This is a genomic window from Bacillus sp. FSL H8-0534, from assembly GCF_038005885.1.
Classification (GTDB): Bacteria; Bacillota; Bacilli; order Bacillales; family Bacillaceae_G; genus Bacillus_A; species Bacillus_A pseudomycoides.
Genome location: NZ_JBBOUC010000001.1, coordinates 238,264 through 258,288, shown reverse-complemented (window position 1 = coordinate 258,288; position 20,025 = coordinate 238,264). Strand labels below are relative to the sequence as shown.

General features: G+C 34.7%; 20 protein-coding genes and 3 pseudogenes. 8 read left to right on the top strand and 15 right to left on the bottom strand.

The genetic code is table 11. From position 1 onward, the window contains the following. Positions 1-20: 20 nt before the first annotated feature. On the top strand, positions 21-488 hold the full coding sequence (locus MHH71_RS01465) for a GNAT family N-acetyltransferase (protein WP_003198414.1): 468 nt from the start codon (positions 21-23) through the stop codon (positions 486-488). Between the two features lie 80 nt (positions 489-568). On the opposite strand, the gene MHH71_RS01460 is transcribed toward MHH71_RS01465, so the two are convergent. Next, on the bottom strand, positions 569-1,147 hold the full coding sequence (locus MHH71_RS01460) for a GNAT family N-acetyltransferase (protein WP_006095156.1): 579 nt from the start codon (positions 1,145-1,147) through the stop codon (positions 569-571). Between the two features lie 44 nt (positions 1,148-1,191). Next, positions 1,192-1,434: pseudogene (locus tag MHH71_RS01455) on the bottom strand (nitroreductase); the annotation flags it as partial. 256 nt (positions 1,435-1,690) lie between these two features. Here MHH71_RS01455 and MHH71_RS01450 point away from each other — a divergent pair. Together MHH71_RS01450 and MHH71_RS01445 are read left to right on the top strand one after the other, a co-directional pair. Beyond that, positions 1,691-2,161 (top strand): DinB family protein, encoded by a 471-nt coding sequence (locus MHH71_RS01450; protein ID WP_006095154.1) that lies wholly within the window; start codon positions 1,691-1,693, stop codon positions 2,159-2,161. A gap of 444 nt (positions 2,162-2,605) precedes the next feature. Then, positions 2,606-2,986 carry a VOC family protein gene (locus MHH71_RS01445; protein WP_006095153.1) on the top strand — a complete coding sequence of 127 codons (381 nt, stop codon included), beginning with the start codon at positions 2,606-2,608 and terminating at the stop codon, positions 2,984-2,986. A 137-nt stretch (positions 2,987-3,123) separates the two neighbouring features. Here the strand turns inward: MHH71_RS01445 and MHH71_RS01440 are convergent, their stop codons facing one another. From MHH71_RS01440 to MHH71_RS01405, 8 genes and pseudogenes are all read right to left on the bottom strand, one after another. Next, positions 3,124-3,876 (bottom strand): phosphotransferase family protein, encoded by a 753-nt coding sequence (locus tag MHH71_RS01440; protein ID WP_033798942.1) that lies wholly within the window; start codon positions 3,874-3,876, stop codon positions 3,124-3,126. A 295-nt stretch (positions 3,877-4,171) separates the two neighbouring features. Next, a complete protein-coding gene (locus tag MHH71_RS01435) occupies positions 4,172-4,648 on the bottom strand; it encodes a small multi-drug export protein (protein ID WP_003198383.1) in 477 nt (158 codons plus the stop codon). 27 nt (positions 4,649-4,675) lie between these two features. Beyond that, on the bottom strand, positions 4,676-5,110 hold the full coding sequence (locus MHH71_RS01430; RefSeq protein WP_029426848.1) for a hypothetical protein: 435 nt from the start codon (positions 5,108-5,110) through the stop codon (positions 4,676-4,678). A gap of 2 nt (positions 5,111-5,112) precedes the next feature. After that, positions 5,113-5,316, bottom strand: a complete 204-nt coding sequence (locus MHH71_RS01425; RefSeq protein ID WP_026008563.1) for a helix-turn-helix transcriptional regulator — start codon at positions 5,314-5,316, stop codon at positions 5,113-5,115. A gap of 168 nt (positions 5,317-5,484) precedes the next feature. Next, the gene (locus MHH71_RS01420) at positions 5,485-5,865 is read right to left on the bottom strand and encodes a VOC family protein (protein WP_033799660.1); all 381 of its coding nucleotides are present in this window, start codon (positions 5,863-5,865) and stop codon (positions 5,485-5,487) included. Positions 5,866-6,096: 231 nt separating this feature from the next. Further along, positions 6,097-7,170 (bottom strand): annotated as a pseudogene (locus MHH71_RS01415) (MFS transporter); the annotation flags it as partial. A 25-nt stretch (positions 7,171-7,195) separates the two neighbouring features. Next, positions 7,196-7,393, bottom strand: a pseudogene (locus tag MHH71_RS01410) (RNA polymerase subunit sigma-70); the annotation flags it as partial. Between the two features lie 141 nt (positions 7,394-7,534). Further along, positions 7,535-8,581, bottom strand: coding sequence for a DUF2332 domain-containing protein (locus tag MHH71_RS01405; RefSeq protein ID WP_033798941.1), 1,047 nt, complete (start codon positions 8,579-8,581; stop codon positions 7,535-7,537). Between the two features lie 122 nt (positions 8,582-8,703). Between MHH71_RS01405 and MHH71_RS01400 the strand changes: the two genes are divergently transcribed. Continuing rightward, on the top strand, positions 8,704-9,255 hold the full coding sequence (locus MHH71_RS01400; RefSeq protein WP_033798940.1) for a hypothetical protein: 552 nt from the start codon (positions 8,704-8,706) through the stop codon (positions 9,253-9,255). Positions 9,256-9,282: 27 nt separating this feature from the next. Here the strand turns inward: MHH71_RS01400 and lsrB are convergent, their stop codons facing one another. The 4 genes from lsrB to MHH71_RS01380 are packed head-to-tail and all read right to left on the bottom strand — an operon-like array spanning position 9,283 to position 13,785. Next, complete coding sequence (gene lsrB, locus MHH71_RS01395; RefSeq protein WP_033798939.1) at positions 9,283-10,326, bottom strand: autoinducer 2 ABC transporter substrate-binding protein LsrB; 1,044 nt, start codon at positions 10,324-10,326, stop codon at positions 9,283-9,285. Then, complete coding sequence (locus MHH71_RS01390; protein ID WP_033798938.1) at positions 10,323-11,321, bottom strand: ABC transporter permease; 999 nt, start codon at positions 11,319-11,321, stop codon at positions 10,323-10,325. Before MHH71_RS01390 ends, lsrB begins: the two co-directional genes overlap by 4 nt. Further along, positions 11,318-12,295 carry an ABC transporter permease subunit gene (locus MHH71_RS01385; RefSeq protein ID WP_033798937.1) on the bottom strand — a complete coding sequence of 326 codons (978 nt, stop codon included), beginning with the start codon at positions 12,293-12,295 and terminating at the stop codon, positions 11,318-11,320. Before MHH71_RS01385 ends, MHH71_RS01390 begins: the two co-directional genes overlap by 4 nt. Next, a complete protein-coding gene (locus tag MHH71_RS01380) occupies positions 12,292-13,785 on the bottom strand; it encodes a sugar ABC transporter ATP-binding protein (RefSeq protein ID WP_006095142.1) in 1,494 nt (497 codons plus the stop codon). Before MHH71_RS01380 ends, MHH71_RS01385 begins: the two co-directional genes overlap by 4 nt. A gap of 179 nt (positions 13,786-13,964) precedes the next feature. On the opposite strand from MHH71_RS01380, the gene MHH71_RS01375 reads away from it, so the two are divergent. The 4 genes from MHH71_RS01375 to lsrF are packed head-to-tail and all read left to right on the top strand — an operon-like array spanning position 13,965 to position 17,653. Further along, positions 13,965-14,915 carry a sugar-binding transcriptional regulator gene (locus tag MHH71_RS01375; protein WP_006095141.1) on the top strand — a complete coding sequence of 317 codons (951 nt, stop codon included), beginning with the start codon at positions 13,965-13,967 and terminating at the stop codon, positions 14,913-14,915. Further along, positions 14,915-16,477, top strand: coding sequence for an autoinducer-2 kinase (lsrK, locus tag MHH71_RS01370; protein WP_006095140.1), 1,563 nt, complete (start codon positions 14,915-14,917; stop codon positions 16,475-16,477). Before MHH71_RS01375 ends, lsrK begins: the two co-directional genes overlap by 1 nt. A 24-nt stretch (positions 16,478-16,501) precedes the next feature. Beyond that, entirely contained in the window at positions 16,502-16,864 is a 363-nt protein-coding gene (locus tag MHH71_RS01365; RefSeq protein ID WP_006095139.1) for a cupin domain-containing protein, read from the top strand. A 6-nt stretch (positions 16,865-16,870) separates the two neighbouring features. Beyond that, positions 16,871-17,653 (top strand): 3-hydroxy-5-phosphonooxypentane-2,4-dione thiolase, encoded by a 783-nt coding sequence (gene lsrF, locus MHH71_RS01360; RefSeq protein ID WP_006095138.1) that lies wholly within the window; start codon positions 16,871-16,873, stop codon positions 17,651-17,653. Positions 17,654-17,740: 87 nt separating this feature from the next. Here the strand turns inward: lsrF and MHH71_RS01355 are convergent, their stop codons facing one another. Further along, on the bottom strand, positions 17,741-19,720 hold the full coding sequence (locus tag MHH71_RS01355) for a penicillin-binding transpeptidase domain-containing protein (protein ID WP_078212124.1): 1,980 nt from the start codon (positions 19,718-19,720) through the stop codon (positions 17,741-17,743). Between the last annotated feature and the right edge of the window lie 305 nt (positions 19,721-20,025).

Sequence of the window (20,025 nt, the reverse complement as noted above, 5' to 3'; positions counted from 1 at the left end):
TAAACTGGAGGTTTCAACTTATGTCTCAAGTAACTCTGAAAAAAATAACTTCTGACAACTGGCGAGAGGCTCTCACGCTTTCTGTAAATATTGAACAACAAAAGTTTGTTTCTGAAGTTACACCACCTGTTGCTATTGCACTTGCTAAAGCGTATATTAGGCCGGATGATAGAATGATTGAACCTTTTGGAATTTATCATAACGAGAAAATGGTTGGTTTCTTTAATCTACATTACGAACTAGATTGTCAAAAGGACTTTTGGCTGTTTCATTTTTTTATCGACAAAGGACATCAAAGAAAAGGATTTGGAGCCGCGGCAATAAAAGCGTTAATTAACCATTTAAAAATCGTTCATCCATCTTGCCATCGTATTCGCTTAACTGTGCATCCTGAAAATGATTCGGGTCAAAAATTCTATTCTAATCAGGGGTTTACCGATGATGAAATTCTCACATACGGTGAACTAACCTATTCCTTGTATCTTTAGAATTTTTTTAGCATAATAACGAACAAAGAGTGCCATAAAAATCTCTAAAGACACTCTTTGTTCGCGTGAAGCACTATAGGTTATATCGGACTGTCTTTAAATCTCAAATACCAATATATTGCAACTTCATCATTTTGCTCATGAATGCCTTTATATACAAGAAAATCAAAGCCTCCTATAACAAAGCCACAACTTTCATAAAATTTGCATGCTTTAACATTATTGTTCTGTGTCTCCAGCATGATTCCTGGCATTTCACAAGCTTGCGCCCAATGCTTTGCCTGCTCAATTAATTTCCTACCAACTCCAAGTTGTCTAAACTGCTTATCTACTTTTATATCTTCCACGTAAGCAAAACCATTCCAGTTTCTCTTTACTATAATCATTCCAATTATTTGGTGATTCATAAACGCCAAATAAATTATCTTATCTGGATTATTAACATATTCACTATAATCTAAATCATTCTCTTGATCCTCTTTATATATATCTTCTGAATAATTTTTCTCATAGCTTTGTATTTCTTGCACGGTGTATTCTATTCGTTGATCCATCGCTGCTAATGAAAGGAATAGCTTAGAATCAACCGTAAAACTATCATCAATTTCAGGAATTCCATTCAAATCATGTATTTCTAGTTTTCTAATAAAAATGTCCATCCTTATCTCCTCAAAGTAAAGTAAAATATAATATATTCCTCATACTAAATATTTATAGCAATTGCTGCAATGAATAAACTAACTATTATTAGAAAAGACGTACCAATCATTGCTCCTCTTAGATGTATCTTATAATCTTTATATCCCTTCATCCCTTCTGTACTAGGAATAACAACAAATCTCGGGGTAATCCAACAAAATATAAGCCAATCTATAATGAGTAAATCAACCAAGTTAAAAATCATTAAAATTCCAAAAGAATGCAAGAAAGCATCTATAAACAATAATTGCTCATATCGCTGAAGTACGCAAGCTGAAGGTGGATTGAAAGCTATTAAAGAACAGCTTCCTGATTATATTAGTTATTTTATGATTCGCGCTTATATACAAATGAACAAATAATAACTTTTATAAAGTCATTCCGCTTTACACGATATGAATGATTCGTATAGAATATAATCGATCTTTATCTCATGTCACTTCTAATTTATCCAGATTTTTAATACGCTAATGAATGAGAGGGATTTGAAAGGGGTGTAAGGTATGAATAAACTAATATTTAAACAATTTGCGATGACAAGAAGTTATTTTATTAAAAACGTAGAATCATTTTCGAAGGAAATAACAAATGTACAGCCAGACGGTTTTAACAATACGATCCAATGGCATATCGGCCATGTATTAACGGTTACTGAACAGTTTATGCTCGGCTTTCCACATAAAACGACGCATCTTCCTGCAAATTATATCGAATTATTTGGAAACGGTACAAAGCCGGCTGATTGGAAGGGAGATGTACCTACCGTAGATAAACTCATTATAGAGTTGAAAGATCAATTAGTTCGTCTCCAACAAATTCCTGCTGAACAGTTAAATGAAACGCTGGAAAAATCATTTATGGGATTGGAAACCTTTGGAGAATTAGCCGGCCTTACATTAATGCATGAAGCAAATCATTTGGGGCAAATTCAAGCGATGAAGCGCATTATTGAACACGCGGGACTAAAGAACTAACAAAATCCAAAAAATAATTTGATGACTTTCAAAAGGAGTTATTCTCACATGAGATAGCTCCTTTTGATTTTGCAAAAACACTTATATGATTCTTTTTGATTTAATGTTCAAAAAAACCAACAAATAAAATTGACATAGGGAAAATGACAAGATTTTATTTCGAAAAAATAAAAATAGTGGTGCTGTAAACTTGCGTGACTAAAACCTTTTCCACTGTGAACTGTATTAGCAGCCATCCCCATTTGCGTAGCAATTTGTGCTGCCGTTTGAAAATCACTTAATTTTAGCTTGATGGGTCTGAGCAGTCATCCGTATTTCTTGACATATCATTTCAAACTTCATAAAGTGAAACTCTAATCGTTGTTTTTCATCTTCACTGATTATTAGCCCACAATACTTAATTAACTTATATAAATTTATATAGGAATAGGACAGGTGAAATAAATGAAAATCGAACATATAGCTATTTGGGTAAATGATTTAGAGGCAATGCGCACTTTCTATACACAATACTTTAATGGAGAGGCAAATTCTTTATATCACAATAAAGCTAAACACTTCGAATCTTATTTTATTACTTTTGAATCTGGAGCACGCCTTGAAATTATGCGAAAGAAAGGAATAGAAGATAAACCTAGTTCTAACCTAACTGGATATGCCCATATCGCTTTCTCTGTTGGTAGTGAAGAAAATGTGAATCAACTAACCAAAGCATTAAAAGAAGCTGGATATCCTGTATTAAATGGACCACGTTTCACTGGAGATGGCTATTATGAGAGCGTAATTAGTGATCCAGAAGGAAATCAAATCGAAATAACTATCTAGCATAACTTTTCAATATATAAGTTAAAAAATAATATAACAACCAAAAACCGTTCGAAAATTTTGAACGGTTTTATTATCTAATACTGTCGCATTAAAAAAGTTTGATCATTACAGAAATGCTAGTTCTATCGTGTTCCTTAATGACAATACTGGTGTACTAATCTCTTTAGATGTTCTATGTTTTCTGAAGATACTTTTTCTGACAATCTTGCCCCAGCAATAATAGGAGCCCACTTTATAACTTCATCCCTTGATAAACCAGCATTTTTGCAATATATACGTAAATACATTTCAGCCAACTCTACTGAAGCCTGGGCATACAACAAATATGTTCGGTAGACATCGGCACGAATATCTCCCGCGTTAGCATCCACCCAATCAATAATTTTCACATTATCATTACTCAAAATCAAATTAAATGGATGAAAATCCCCATGACATAGCCTAGGTTCAAATACCATTGAATCCAATTTTCTTAACAATTTACCCTTTTGTTTCTCATCTAGATTCTGTACTGATTCAATTTGACGACGTAGCTTTTCTGACATCGGTTCAAGTAAATCCGAATCAACAACAACAGCATGCACCTTTTGTTGTGCATTAACACAAATACCTATGTAATGCTCCGCTCGTTCCATATTATGAATTAAGAGATCACCTACTGTTTTCCCTTTTACATATTCCATTATAATTGCTTGCCTACCCTTTATTTTTGTGACTTCTAATACCTTTGGGACTTGAATCCCACATGAATAAGCGTATTCTTGTTTCTTTGCTTCATATAACGATTCTGTATTTGGAAAGTGTTTTTTAAGCACTTTCACAATTTTATTATCATAAAGATATATCTTTGCTGTATTCCCAATAGCTATCGGATTACCTAGGTTCAATTATTTTCTCTCCTTACAATATAGTGAATTTTTATATTTTAACGAGATCTTTTCTAATGCAATATATACAGTTTTTTTCATATTTCATTATTCTCCCTTAATCACTTCTATCAGTGTAATCGGAGAAGAACCAAGATCCATTCCTATTAGATCCTAATAATCGATCGGAAAATTCAGACTTTAATAACCTTAAATTGGACACTTCTTCTTATTTTGACTTCCATATTCAATCTACGACGTTTTTTCTTCATCCCTTTTACTTCATTACTATATTCATAGACAGTTTTATATCATCCTAAATAATATGTAAAAGGCTAAATCCATACATCGAAGCAACTACAAAAATGATTGTCCATACCGCTAGACTGACTGTCATCCAACTTATGACGTGTGTCTTGTTAGATCCAAATGTTAAAGCTAATACGGCTGCAATATCAGTTCCTACGAGAATGGGAGCAAGCAATGCCAAACCAGGAATACCATATCGTTCCCATATTCGCCTTGATCTAGTTTCTTTTTTAGAAGGTGTTGTTATACCTTTTTTTAACTTTCTTGCCGCTTGCCATTTTGCATACTGCTTAAAGAAGAATCCCAATAATAGAACCAAGATAAGATTCCCTGCAAATGCAGTCACCCCTACTGCAAATGGTTGCAATCCCCATGCGATACCAAGTGGTACAACGATTGATACATCCATCCATGGAGCAAAAGCTAATAGAAATAAAACGACATATTGCCACATTTCACCTGCATTTTGAGCCCACTCTAGCATATTGTTTCATCCCCTTTTTTCTTTAGATTAAATACGATTTAAAATAAGAATAGTAGTTAACCAATAGACCATGTATTGGCCTGCACCTAATACACCAATGCACAGTAATGGAACAAAATTATGTTGAGAAAAGAAGAAGAAGATCCCTGCCGTTACTGGAAGTGCAACGCTATAGTAAATATATACATTTCGGCAAGCCTTATAAGTTACCCACTGCTGCCCTTCATCTATTTCACGAAATTCGGATGGTATAAAGCTAAATAATCTAATCTTATCATCCGAATTCTTTCGATTATAAAGCTTTGTGAGAATGAACCAGAAAACAGTAACCGTCACTAGAATCCAAAAACATAATCTAGCTAAAACGACCTGTGTACTCATAAGAGAAAATAGTAAAAATGCAATAATCAAAACAAATATACCGGCCCCTATAAGCGGAGATTTTAAAACCTGTTTCATTATAATCATTCCTTTCCCTTTAAATAAAAAACATCTTCTACTGTAAGTTGAAACGCGGCAGCTATTTTTAACGCCATGGTGACAGAGGGAGAATAATCACCTTTTTCAATTAACCCAATTGTCTGCCTCGTCACTCCAATTGCATCAGCCAAGTCTTGCTGAGTCCACCTAAATCTTGCCCGTAATTCTCTAACTCTGTTTTCAAGCATCCTAACTTCACTTCCCTCCTTTTCAAACACTCTCATTGTAAATCATTACCAACAAAATGTAAATAATCATTTGCATTTTGTAATAAATAATTGCTCAAAAACTATAAAACAACACCATCTATAAAATGGTGTTGTTTCGTTTAAAGATCAAGTTAGTCAATTTTATACTTACTTCTTTTCCATAATTGCAAAGTAATTTTTCTCATGATCAGCAAAATTAAATGCTCTACCAGACGGCATATTTACAAGTTCTCCAACTGTAATTTCTTTCTCTACAAACTCTTTATATAATTTATCGATATCTTCAGTGAAAAACAACATGGATGGTGTACTAAGATTTAATTCAGGCTGCATCTTCGCAATTAATTCTTTATTATGTAGAACCATACTCGTTTCTGCTTTCTCTGTTGGCGCGATTTCAACCCATCTAAATCCTTGACCGTTATCTTCATCAGCAACTAAGTGGAAACCTACTTTTTCTGTCCAAAATTGCACAGCCTCATCTTGATTATTTACATATAGCATAATTTGACCAACTTTATGAATCATCATCTTCTCTTCCCTTCTTCTACTTCAACTTCAATTGTATTAAGCATATACGAACTAGCGTTCTTTTTAAAGTTTTTTTATGGTAAACTTTCACTTCAAACATTTTCACACACTGTTTTTATCTCTTTCTTACTATCTTGAGATGAGGGTTACCAAATAAATAATAGCATCCTTAAACATCTTAACCATAATTATATTATGTAAATAGTGTTATTGTATTGTATCTTCCTTTTAACATGTGGCTCTTAATTTATTCCCTCTCTTTCTCTTCATATATATTTCTAGCACACTACAAATAAGTGCCAAAAAGAAAATAAATGCTCCTATTAAAAAAGTTTTATTAAAACTACGAATAACCCCGTATTTATATTTTCATTTAATTTGTTCGTAGAGTTTATTTCCTTCCTCTGATTCCATGCTTACATATTTCTTCTCATCACTTGTTTGTATTACGTGTAGTATTTTTTGTTTTTCAAAGTCTGTTTGATCGCCTTTTTGAATCATCGCTTTCACTTGTTGCTTTATTTCTTCTTTTTCGATAGATAATTGATGATTTAAAATCACCACTAATATCGCTACACCTACTATACTTCCTACTGTTCTAGAAATATTAGATATACTTGACGCAATACCTGATTTTTCGGTTGGAACACTTAAAACGGCAGTTGTTGTCAATGGAGCAAGCGTACACCCTGCACCAAAACCTACAACCACGAGTCGCCAAATATAATCCCAATTTGAAAAGCCTGATTCCATATGACCAAATAAATACGAAGCGATTATAAATGCGATAATTCCTATAATACCGATAACACTACTTCCATGTTTTGCAGCAATGGGTGTCATAATCGCGGTAACTACCATTGATACTATCGCAAGTGTACTAATAATCATCCCTGATTGAAGCTCGCTCATTCCATCTACTTGAACTAAATAAAATGCAAAAATAAATAAAAAGTTCATTAAACCCATGCCTACAAAAAATAATGAAAGATTTGAAAACGAAAACTCTTTATATGAGAATAAATATAGGGGTAACATCGGATTTTTACTTTTCTTTTCAATAAAGATAAACAATATAAAGCTTATAAAAGAAATAACAAAGAGAAGACTTACACTTAGCGGACTTAAACTCGAGTTATTTACTTGTATCAGAGCGTATACAAGTAAAAACAATGCACATGATGAAGTAACCATACCTGCCCAATCTATTTTAGAACTAGCTGTATGATCATATGATTCTTTAATAAAAAGCAAGACGAAGAGTAAGGATAGAATACCGACTGGAACATTAATAAAAACTACCACTTTTTGAACTTAATTCACCTTTCACATCATAGTTAACTACAGATTTCCATATTTGAATATATACTTCATTCACAATATCCTCTACATCCTGCTTATCTACTACTAAAAAAGCTACTGTTCTACAAATATTTTTACATGTAAATTCATAAATAACCTGAAAGGCTTGTTGATCTCCAAAGGCCATTCTCTGTAACCATTCCTTTAGTTCTATTTCATCCAATTCTCGTTCCCCTCTCACGTTTTAAACAATCTTTCACACTATATTCGCTCGTTTCTCACAAAAGGTTCATTTTAGTATTACAATAAAGAAGGAACAACTCATGTAAGTTGTCCCTTCTTTATACACCGTTAAAATATCAATCTAACAAAGCGATTTATCGCCCAACCTCCAACTAAACCAACGCGCATGGCCATCCGTTTCTCCAACAGTTTCATTGTATTCTTTCCCATTCATAAAATAATCAAGATGAAGATCTCTATCCCACATATTGTTATAAAGATGGAAAACATCCCGTTTCGCACCAATTTCTTTCACTTTATCTATTAATTTATGTTTTACACTCTCTGGTATTTGATTCGCCACATGTGTGTGGAAAATACAAATTACTGCATCCTCTGAGATTTGTTCCGCAATTTCTGAAAGAAGAGCTACTCCATCCCCTTCTATCAGTTTCACAGATTGTTCTTTTAAACAAGCTGCTGCGTGATCAAACATTTCAAGTCGTTCTTTATGCTCAGGCCAAATAAGTGAGCGTAACCATAAATAATCTTCCTCATTATTTAAATCATTTATATGTAAATCAAGTCCGATTCTTTCTACGACAGGTGGACTTTGTTGTAAGAAAAATGGCTGATTCTCCCCTTTTATTTCTGATTTCAAATGAACTTTAGAGTCTTTATTTCCAAACACCTCGCCTGTTCCATAAGAATATCTATATTGATCCCAGAACAGCTGCAGGCCCGCACTTGTCCCAATTTCAATTAGCGCTAAAGGCTTATTCACTTTATTAAACATATAACAAAAACTCGGATATAAATATGTACATCGTCTTACTTCGTTTGTCTGCACTAGCTTTGTTTTTAAAATATTGATTATCTCTTCCCTATGAATCTGACAAAAATCTTTAAAATGTTGAAAAGCATGTTCTAGATTTTTTTCTGGAACAGAAACAAGGCTACCATAGTATTGTTTTAATACATGATTATTCCCTTTCAGTAATAAATAGTGAACGGCACCAAGTAATAAGTTAGGAGTTGGCTGACCAAGTTGTGCGTGTGACGCTAATGTAAGGATTTCCTCATCTTCTGAAATTTCCAATGATAAATGTTCGTATAAATCGCTCGATCCTTTACCTTCTTTTATAGAAAAATTTCTAAATAAGTTGGAGATTTGTTCTTGTGTAAGCAAATCGATTCCTCCAATCACATAATTTAATATTCAGAATAATTTTAACATAAATACAATTATTAGGACATTTCTACTTATTCTGCTAAAAAGACTTATCCTTCAAGATAAAAGGAGGTAGCAAGTTGAATAGAAATATAACCTATACTTTCCTCATATTAATCACATTTCTTATTAGCTGTTCAAAAGAGCAATCCTTTTATATGTACTTCCATGAAAAGATGCAAAAAATGTATTTTGGACAAAAGAATAATTCCTACACTCTCATTCATACAGAAATGAATGTTTCACAAGAAAATGATGCCGTAGCAATATTTACAGAGCATAACCAGCAAGGTGAACAAATATTTATTGCTTATTTTGAAAAAGAAAATGGCAAATGGAATTGGATAAGAACTACAGGAACTGAATGGAATAGCCCCGTAAGATGGACTTCCATGCATCAAATCCCTTACATTTATGCTGGAACAATTCGTGATAACGCTATTACTAAAGTTTATGTCGGGAACAAAAATGCAAAAATCATTACTGTTGAAGGAACGAAAAGGTTTTGGTATGTCGTTAGTAATACAGAATGGGCTGAGGTTAGAATTGAAAAAGGTGATGGTACACAAGAAGCAGTTGGACAAATTGACGAAGAGATTCTAAAAGATTGGCATAATAAAAACGTCCGATAAAAATACCGGACGTTTTTCATTTCAACATTAAAAATTATACTTATCAATATTATCCTTCGTAAATACAACTCTTTCTGGTAATACAATGATTCCATTTCCATCTGCTTCGTAGTCATAACCTTGAATAGAATTCGGTTCCACCTTTACTTTACCTATATTCGGAACTTCAAAGCTATCGCCAACTTTTAATTTCTTTCCTTTTACCACAATTTCATTTGCAACATAAGTTGCAAGTGCGCCTTGTTGTTTTACATCCCATAATCCAAATTGCTGAACAGTTCCACGTTTTACATAATCACGCATTACGTTTGGAGTTGAAAATCCCGTCACAACTACCTTTTTATCCATTTTTAAGTTTTCAGCAGCTTGTGCCATTGCTGGAAGTGCCGTTGCATCCGGACAAATGACCGCATTAATATCTGGATACGTTTTTAAAATGCTTTCTCCAACCGATAATGATTTTTGTGCATTATTCTCTCCGTACTGCGTCGTTACAATTTCCCAATTTGGATATTTTTCTTTTATTATCTCTTTTGCTTTTGTTACCCACTGATTTTGATCTGTTACAGTCGGACTTGAATAAAAGAATGCTACTTTTCCTTTATCTCCAATTTGTGATGAGGTCATTTGAATTAATAAATTTGCCAATTGCTCCGGTGTTCCTTGGCTTATATAAAATGAACGATCTTTCGGATTCACATCAGAATCCCATGTTAAAACTGTCATTCCCTTTTTCTTTGCTCTCTGTAAGGATTGCGTCAGACCATCAACCGATGTAGATGAAACCATTAACGCATCATAGTTTTGATTAATAAAATTATTTATATATTTCACTTGTCCTGATACACTCGCCTCTGATGGCCCATCATATTTCACTTGCACCCCTAATTTATCTCCCATTTCTTTTGCCCCTTCACCACCTGATGTAAAGAAGCCAACCCCTGTCAATTTCGGAATGAATGCAAATTTCACATCATCTGCTTTTTTCTTGTCTGCTGTTTTGCTAGAACATGCAATTAAACCGATAATACAAACACATATAATGATAAAGATCCCTAGTTTTCTTTTCATGACATTTCCCCCTTATGCAATTTCCTTCTTTTCCACATAGTGAGTTGCTGTAACTTGAAATGCCTAATAATAACAGAGAGGATCAGTATAATGCCAATAACTACATTTGACTGTTCGTTCGTTAAACCTGTCATTTGTAAACCGTACTGCATCATTCCAATAAATATACTTGCTAGTACTGTTCCAAGAATACTTCCTTTTCCCCCAGTGATGAGTGTCCCACCTAATACAACTGCCGTAATAACCGGCAGAATTGTCTCGCTTCCAATATCAGCTCGAGCTGAGCCAAAATATGCTGTTAAAAAAGCCCCTCCTAATCCACCTCCTAACCCAGAAAGAATATAGGAAATAGTTACTATTTTTTTTGTTCGAATACCAGAATATTTAGCTGCCTTTTCATTCGCACCTGTCAACAAGACATAACGTCCGTACCTTGTTCGATGAAGTAAGAGTGTAAACAAAACAGTCAAAACGAAAAGTAACCATACTAAATTAGGAATTCCCATAAAACTTCCATTTGCAAGTTGCACGTAAGAATCCGGTAAACCACTTATCCCTTCATATCCACTGGCATTTGAGCCACCCGAGATAACAAGTGCAATTCCTGAATATAAAAACATCGTTCCAAGTGTAACAACAAGAGGTTCTATCTCTGTCGTTTTAATAATCACCCCGTTGATACAACCCGCTAGACAACTGATAAACAAGGAAATAATTACAGCTAAAATAACCGGAATTCCATTCATCCAGAGTACACCAATAAGAATGGAAGTAAGCCCCATAATCGATCCTACAGATACATCGATTCCACCTGTTATAATTACAAAAGTCATTGGAATTGCGGCAATCGTAATAAAAACGAAGTCATTCATACTGAAAAGTAAATTACTAATATTTAAAAAATCACTGTTTAACAAACCAAAGAGAATGAACTCTATAATAAGTAATACAATAAGAACTCCTTCCCATCTTAAAAATCCACGTGCATACTTCATAGATTCATCCTTCTTTCTTCCAACTGTCTTATTCCCTTCCATTTTTTTAAGATGCTGTCTAATATAATAATAAGTAACAGTAAGAATCCTGATATAGCACTATTCCAAAAAGCAGGTATTTTTAAAAAGACTAGTGAACTACTTATAACTTCTAAAAAAATCGCTCCCAGTGCTGCTCCAAATATAGAACCTGTTCCACCTTTTAGATGAATTCCGCCGAGAACAGCGGCAGCAATTACTTGTAACTCGATTCCTGTACCAGTTTGATTTGGCACAAAGCCGATATTCATAACAAATATGCACCCTGCAACCCCTGCGCTCATCCCAGAAATAATAAATGCATATATTTTCACCTTGTCTACCGGTATTCCAATGAGGCGTGCTCCGTCTTCGTTATCTCCGGCAGCATAAAAATATCTTCCAAAAGGTGCTTTCTTTAAAAAGATATATAATAATAGTAAAATAGCCAAAATGATCCATACTGTAACTGGAAGCCCTAGTATCATGACAGAAGACATCTGTTTATAAGACTTAGGAATATCTTCAATCCATTTGCCACCTGTATAGATCAACATCGCTCCTCTAATAATTCCTAACATTCCTAATGTCATAATAATTGCCGGTACACGAAACTTCGTAACCCCAACGCCATTTATCATTCCAATCACAGCTCCAAGCAAGATTGCAACAATGATTGAAATTAAGATGCTATTACCATTTGTCAAAAACATCCCACAAATTGCTGCACTTAATCCCATAATAGAACCGACTGAAACATCAATATTTTTAGTAAATAATACGAATGATTGACCAATAGCTAGTATGACTAAAATAAGACTTGATTTCATAATTAAAGAAAGCGAACTAAACTGAACAAAACTAGGATTAATAATTCCTACGAGGGCTATGTAAATAAGTAATAAAATAATAATGGATGTTTCATGCATTTTAACTATATTTAAAAAACGTTTCATTCCGTTACACCTTCCCTTCCCACATATGCAAGGCGTGTAACTTCATCTATACAAACTTCTCCTTTCTCTAAATGTGAAACAAGTTTTCCATTCCTCATCACATATACCCGGTTTGCTAATTGAACAATTTCTTCTACATCTGAGGAAATTAATAAAATCGCAAGCCCTGATTGTTTTAAACCTTGAATTGCCTCATATACTTCTAATCTTGCTTTTGCATCAATCCCGCGCGTTGGTTCATCAAGAATAATTAATTTAGGTTCACAAGCAAGATATTTTGCTAATACAACTTTTTGTTGGTTTCCACCTGATAAAGATGTCATTTTTTCATCTACATTGGAAACAACTATCCGAAACTTATTCATATACAACTCCGCTAAAGCGCTTTCTTTTTTACACTTTAAAAAGAATGGGCTCATTCGGTGTAAAGAAGCTGCCGTTATATTTTCTTTAACAGACCGAATTGAAAAAATACCATTCCCTGCCCTATCCTCTGGAACATATACCATCCCTTTATCTAATCGTTTGCTCGTAGAACACCTTGCAATTGACTCCCCTTCTAATAAAATATCCCCTGACCGTATGGGCCTTATCCCATATAACACTTCTGCTAATTCCGTTCTACCCGATCCAACAACACCAGCAATCCCTACAATCTCTCCAGCATGTACATTTAGTGATATATTCTGAAATGCATAACTCGACAGATTTGTTACCTCTAATACTTGTTGAGAAAGTTTCATCGTTTCTTGAGGTGCCACTTTCTTCTTCTCTTGTTTATAATCTTTTGGCAATAATCCCTCCATTAGCATGTCGTATGTATAATCTGATACATCCCCTTGACTCACTATCATTCCATCACGCAAAATAGCTACTTTATTCGCAATCTCAAAGATTTCCGGAAAACGATGTGTAATATAAATCATTCCGATTCCCTTTTCTTTTAAGTCTTTTATCAGCACAAAAAGACTCTTTATTTCATGAGTTGTTAATGTCGATGTTGGCTCATCTAAAATAAGAATCTCTGCTTCTCTTATTAACCCTCTTAATATTTCTACTAATTGTTGCTGTGCAATTGATAATGAACTTCCAATTGCACTCAGTTCTATGTTCCACCCTAAACTTTTTATCAAATCTTTTATCTTTGTACGAAGTTCCTTCTTCTTTGCTTTTATTCCGATACATATATTTTCTTCAATTGTCATATGAGAAAAAATTAACGGTTCTTGTGGAATTAAATAAATACCATTTAAATGTGCTTCCGCTGGATTAGAAAAACTTTGCACTACTCCCTTTACATACATCTCCCCAGCATCATAAGAGTATAAACCTGTTAATATTTTCATCAATGTTGATTTCCCAGCACCGTTTCCGCCAACTAAAGCATATACATCGCCATAGTCTAATTCTAAATTCACTTCTTTTAGTACCCTTTGTTCTGAGAATGATTTACTCATTTGCCTCACTTTTAATAAGGGGGCATTCTCCACATCTTGTCACCTGCCTTTATACAGAACAATTTTTGAGAAAATGATTTTTTGTTCTACTTGTTTTGTAGCATTGTATATCCCTTTTTTCATATCTAGAACAAATTTTTCTTGAACACAATTACTACTTCTATCGGTATAAACAAAAAAATAAGCACATATGTTTAAGCATCGGTCAATTGTTGAAAGGGATGAAGAGAATGTCACAGTTGAACTTTGAAGAAAATTTGTTAACAAAAGTAGCCTGGTATTACTATAAAGATCATTTAACGCAGCAGGAAATCGCTTCTTTGCTTCACATTTCACGAAATAAGGTCGTACGGTTATTAGATAAAGCTCGATCTGAAGGTGTCGTTACATTTCATGTAAAAGGTACGGGTTTACATTGCTTAAGCATTGAACGTGAACTAATTAAAAGATTTCATTTAAAAGACTCTTTTATTATCCCTACGCTAATGGAAAATTCCCCTTCTTCTTTAGGGAAAGCTGCAGCGCAATATGTAGAAACACATTTACAACAAGGAGATTTACTCGGCATTGGTTGGGGGGAAACGATATCAAAAATGTTAGAAAACATCCATTTTGAAGCATCTATACAACTTTCAATCGTTACTCTTACAGGTGGTGTAAATCATTACCTTCCTAGAAAACAAAACTATCTCAATCACATGCAAGGCGAACTTCATATCATTCCTACGCCATTTTTAGCATCCACAACCGAAATGGCACAAAGTATCCTTTCCGAACCAGCCGTTAAAGATATGCTACATGTCGCTTCACTTGCTAATACAGCAATAGTTGGTATTGGTGGTTTATCTCATGATGCAACCATTGTAAAAGAAGAAAAATTAACGCTTCGTGAAATGACCTATATACGAAGTCAAAATGGTGCCGGAGATATTCTAGGACAATTTTATAATACACATGGAGAATTACTAGAACTTCCCCATCACGACCGCCTAATTGGTACACCTCTTTCAGCTCTTCAAAAGATGAAACACGTAGTCGGTGTAGCTGGCGGTGAAGAAAAAATAGATGCAATTTACGGAGCCTTAAAAGGTAGATTCATTCATACATTAATTACCGATGAGGACACAGCACTCTCCCTATTGAGAAAGGAAGGTGAATCATAATGTCTTCTCTATTAGCTTATGACGCGGGTACTGGTAGTATCAGGGCCGTCCTTTTCGATTTACAAGGAAATCAGCTTGCTGTGAGTCAAAAAGAGTGGGTTCATAAACCCGACTCTCGTTATCCTGGTTCTGTGAATTTTGATGTGATAGAGAATTGGAAACTCGTTCAAGAATGCACAAAAGATGTACTTCAAAAAAGCAACATATCCCCTTCTTCTATTAAAGGGATTAGTGCAACAAGTATGCGCGAAGGATTTGTTTTATATGATAAAAGTGGGCAAGAAATATGGGCATGTGCGAACGTTGATGGCCGTGCTTCTTCTGAAGTAAGTCAATTAAAACAGATCCGCTCCCATCTTGAAGAAGATTTATATATGAAATCAGGGCAAACTTTTGCACTTGGCGCTCTGCCTAGGCTACTTTGGATTCAAAAACATCAACCAGATATATATGATAAAATCTATTCCTTTACAATGTTAAACGATTGGATTTTATATAAATTGTGCGGGGTATTACAAATAGACCCTTCCAATGGATGTACATCTGGTATTTTTGATTTAGAAAATAGAACTTGGGATAATTCGATTGCTGAGCAATGCCGTCTAAACTTATCATTTTCTCCAAATGTAAATGAAGCGGGGACAGTTATTGGTAATATCACAAAACAAAGTGCAGAACTAACAGGTTTACATGTAGGAACACCGGTAGTTGCTGGGGGCGGAGATGCCCAGATGGCTTCACTCGGTTCGGGAGTCGTACATCCTGAACAAACATTTATTTGCGGAGGGAGCTTTTGGCAACAAGAAGTAAATATAACAAGTCCAAAAACAGATTCAAATGCTCGTATTCGCATCAATTGCCACGCTATCCCTACACTTTGGCAATATGAAACAATCGCTTTTTTCCCCGGGCTTGTGATGAGATGGTTTCGAGATGGTTTTTGCCAAGAAGAACAAGAACTTGCTACTAAACTAGGTGTAGATGCTTATGAATTATTAGAGGAACAAGCAAAACATGTGCCAGTCGGATCATATGGCATTATTCCTATATTTTCAAATGTAATGAACTACATTTCATGGCGCCATGCCGCACCTTCTTTCATTAATTTAAGCTTAGATGCTAATAAATGCGGAAAGAAAGAACTGTTCCGTGCACTCGAAGAAAATGCTGCATTTATAACACTTGGAAATTTAAAATTAATAGAATCATTAACAGGAAAGTTCCCTTCTGAAGTGATATTTGCTGGGGGTGCTGCCAAAGGCAAGCTCTGGCCCCAAATTGTTGCGGATGTTCTCGGAATTTCTGTTAAAGTACCAGTTGTAAAAGAAGCGGCCGCCTTAGGAACAGCAATTGCGGCAGGAGTTGGTGCTGGAATATATGACTCTATGGAAACAATCTCTCAGGAATTTGTAAAGTGGGAAAGCACCTATGAACCGAATGCTGAAAATTATAAATTATATCAAAATTTCTATCAAACGTGGAAATCTGTTTATGAAAAACAACTCCCGCTAGCGGATGAAGGCTTCACATCACATATGTGGATTGCACCAGGTGCACTGTAACACATTCATAAAGGAGTGAACAATATGCTCAAAGTAAATGAAGAGGATTTCTCCTATCGCTTTGGTAACAACGGCCCAAAATATTTAATAAAGGGCCCTAACATTGACCTTGGCATTGTAGTCATTCAGCCTGGGCAAGAGTTTCAAAATCATTATCATACTACATGCGAAGAAATTTTTTATGCCCTAGAAGGTGAAATTGATTTCTATATTGATAATGAAAGAGTTCCTGTAAAACAAGGTGACGTCTTGCAAGTTCGCCCTCATGAATCTCACTATCTTATTAACCACTCAGATCAAATCTTTAAAGCTGTTTTTATTAAGTCACCACATTTACAAGAAAAAGATACTGTACAAACAGAAAATCCAAATTTAACGAAGGAGTGATTCACAATGACTTGGGGATTTCAAAATCGATTAAATACGATTCTGCCTGATGGAAAAGCAGTTATGTTAGCAATTGATCACGGTTACTTTTTAGGTCCAATTCATGGATTAGAACAACCATTAGAAACAGTAAAAAACTTACTTCCCTATACAGATTCTCTCTTTTTAACAAGGGGTGTACTCAATTCCTGCATTCCTAAAGACTGCAAAACACCAATGGTTTTACGTGTTTCAGGCGGTCCAACTGTCGTTGGTAAAGATTTAGCAAACGAGACCATTGTTACACCAATTAAAGAAGCACTGCGGCAAAATGTAGTCGGAGTTGGTGTATCTGTTTTTGTCGGTTCAGAATATGAAACACAAACTGTTTCAAATCTAGCAAACGTAGTTTCCGAGGCTCATGATTACGGTTTACCTGTTCTCGGTATTACGGCCGTTGCAAAAGAACTACAAAAACGAGAAGCACGCTTTTTAGCACTTGCATCGCGTGTATGTGTGGAGATGGGTGCTGATATTATTAAAACGTATTACTGCGAAGGATTTGAAAAAATTACGAGCACATGCCCTGCCCCAGTCGTCATTGCAGGTGGCCCAAAATTAGATTCGATCGAAGACGCTTTAACAATTACATACCAAGCATTGCAAGAGGGTGCGATTGGAGTTGATATGGGACGAAATATTTGGCAGTCAGAACATCCAGCTGCAATGATTCAAGCGATACACGGTATTGTTAAAAATGGCTTGAATGTGAAAGAAGGGCTAGAGTTGTATAATGAGATAAAAAATTAAATCGGATGATTAAATAATATATTTTTACTTTCTAAAAAAAGAATCCTCTTTATAAGAGGATTCTTTTTTTATGATTAAATCTAAGTATCACTTCTGAAAAATATGTTTTATTTTTTCACCTGGAACATTACTCCCCCCTCTTCCTTTCACATCTTCAATCATCATTGTAACAATCATATCCGGCGCATTTGCATCGAAAGCTGCAAACCATCCGAGTTCTTTTCCATCTGCTTCTTTTGATTCTTTTAGTTCTGCCGTACCTGTTTTACCAGCAAGAGTCATATCATCAATCCTAGCAATTTTCCCGGCACCATCGGAATCATTAATTACTTTTATTAACGCACTTTTTAATATTCTTTGACTTTCTTTAGAAATCACATTCTCTTTCCAATTCTTCACTTCTTTTTGTATCAGATGTGGAGATGGAATATTCCCTTCATTTACAATCGGTGCATATGTTAAAGCTAAATGAAGAGGTGTCATTAATACTTGTCCTTGACCGTATCCTGTATCTGCCAGTTGAATATCGTTTTTTATCCCATCTTTTGCAATGATTGAAATAGGAAATTCGTATTCAATCGGCAATTTTTCATGAAATCCGAACTTCTTAAGCATGCTTTCATACTGATCTTTTCCTATTTTTAAAGCTTGTTGTGCAAAATAAATATTGTCAGAGTACTTCATTGCCTTATCGAAATCAATTGGACTAGCATCTTTCACACGTGTTACATAATAATTTCCCCATGATGAATCTTTTGTCCACTTTAATCCTTCAATTTTAAACTCTTCCGTTGGATTTATAACGTTTGCTTCCAAACCGATTGCCCCTGTAATTGTTTTAAATACAGATCCTGGTACAACTGCCTGTGTGAAACGGTTTATCATTGGATTTTTCAAATCATTATTCCATACTTCACGTTGCGCTTTTGATGCCCCTCTAACTATTATATTTGGATTATAAGCTGGACTACTTACAAGGGCAATTGTTTCACCCGTCTTTGGATTAATCGCTGCACTAGATCCTGCCTCATTTTTCATTTCATTATAGATTTTTTCTTGAATTGAGGCATCAATTGTTAATGTAACATTCTCTCCATCCCTTGCTTCTGTTTTTGCTAAGTTTTTAATCTCTTTTCCGTTCTCATCTTCCATAAATACGCGTCCACCCTTTTCACCGCGCAATTTATTTTCTAAGACTTTTTCTAATCCTGTCTTACCTACTAAATCATCCGCTTGATATCCTTTTTTCTGAAGCAATTTTAACTCTTCTGCATTTACTTCTCCTATATATCCCGTTAAGTGTGCTGCCGCTTCCCCTAATGGATATGTACGGACTTTTACCGGACGAGACGAAACACCTTCCAACGAAATATAATCACTTTGTGTTCGTCCTTCTGGTAAAATACCAATTGGTACATAGGAATCTGGTTTAATCCATTTCGCTGTAAGCTTCTGATCGACTTCTTCGATAGACATATTAAGTAATTGCGCTATTGTTTCTTTCGTTTGTGTTGCAGTATCTCCTAATTTTTCTGGAATAATTCCAACCTCAGTTGCCTTTCCATTCACTACAAGCCCTTTTCCATTTCGATCATATATTTCACCGCGTTTTCCTTGCTCTGTCTGCAGACGGACTTTATAATTTTTTTTCATCCCTGGAAAGATAAAGTCTGGGGTCCAATTTATTTTCCAAGACTTCTTATCTCCATCTTTTTCTTTCACAAGTGTTGCTTCATGTGAAAAAGAAATTTCTCCTCCTGCTGTATCCATACTTACGGTAAAAAGAATGACCTTACTTTCCTTTTTATCTTTACTTACTTTCTCTCTTTTAATTTTTAAATTCTCAACTCCAATACCTTCGTAAATTTTTTCATTTTTCTCTGTAAATTCTTTTTTTGAAATGGATTCTTTTGCGTGTTTTGACAGTTGATCATACATATCTGCAAATTTTTTGTCATTCCATAATTTTATATATGTTTCAAATGCTTGTTCTGAAGTTTCGCCTTTATTGCATCCTACCAATATAAATGTGAAACAAAAGAAAAGTAGTATCCATATTTTTTTCAATTCAAACTTCTCCTTTAAATAAATCAAAATAGCTTAAATAATTCTTATAATCCTTTTTACATGAGTAACTTGCTATAAATAGTGTACATCCGCTCGTTTTCTACTGATTAATATGAACCTGAGATTTAATAATGTTCTATATCTTGGTAACAAAGTTATTATTAAAAACCTGTGAAATAGCAACTATACTAGCTGCTATTCCACAAATTCACCTTAATTCTTTTATTCAAAAAGCTTCTTAATATAAAGTACAACCTTAATAAGCCCGCTCTATCCAGGATTTCACGGGCAATTGAGTCCCACCT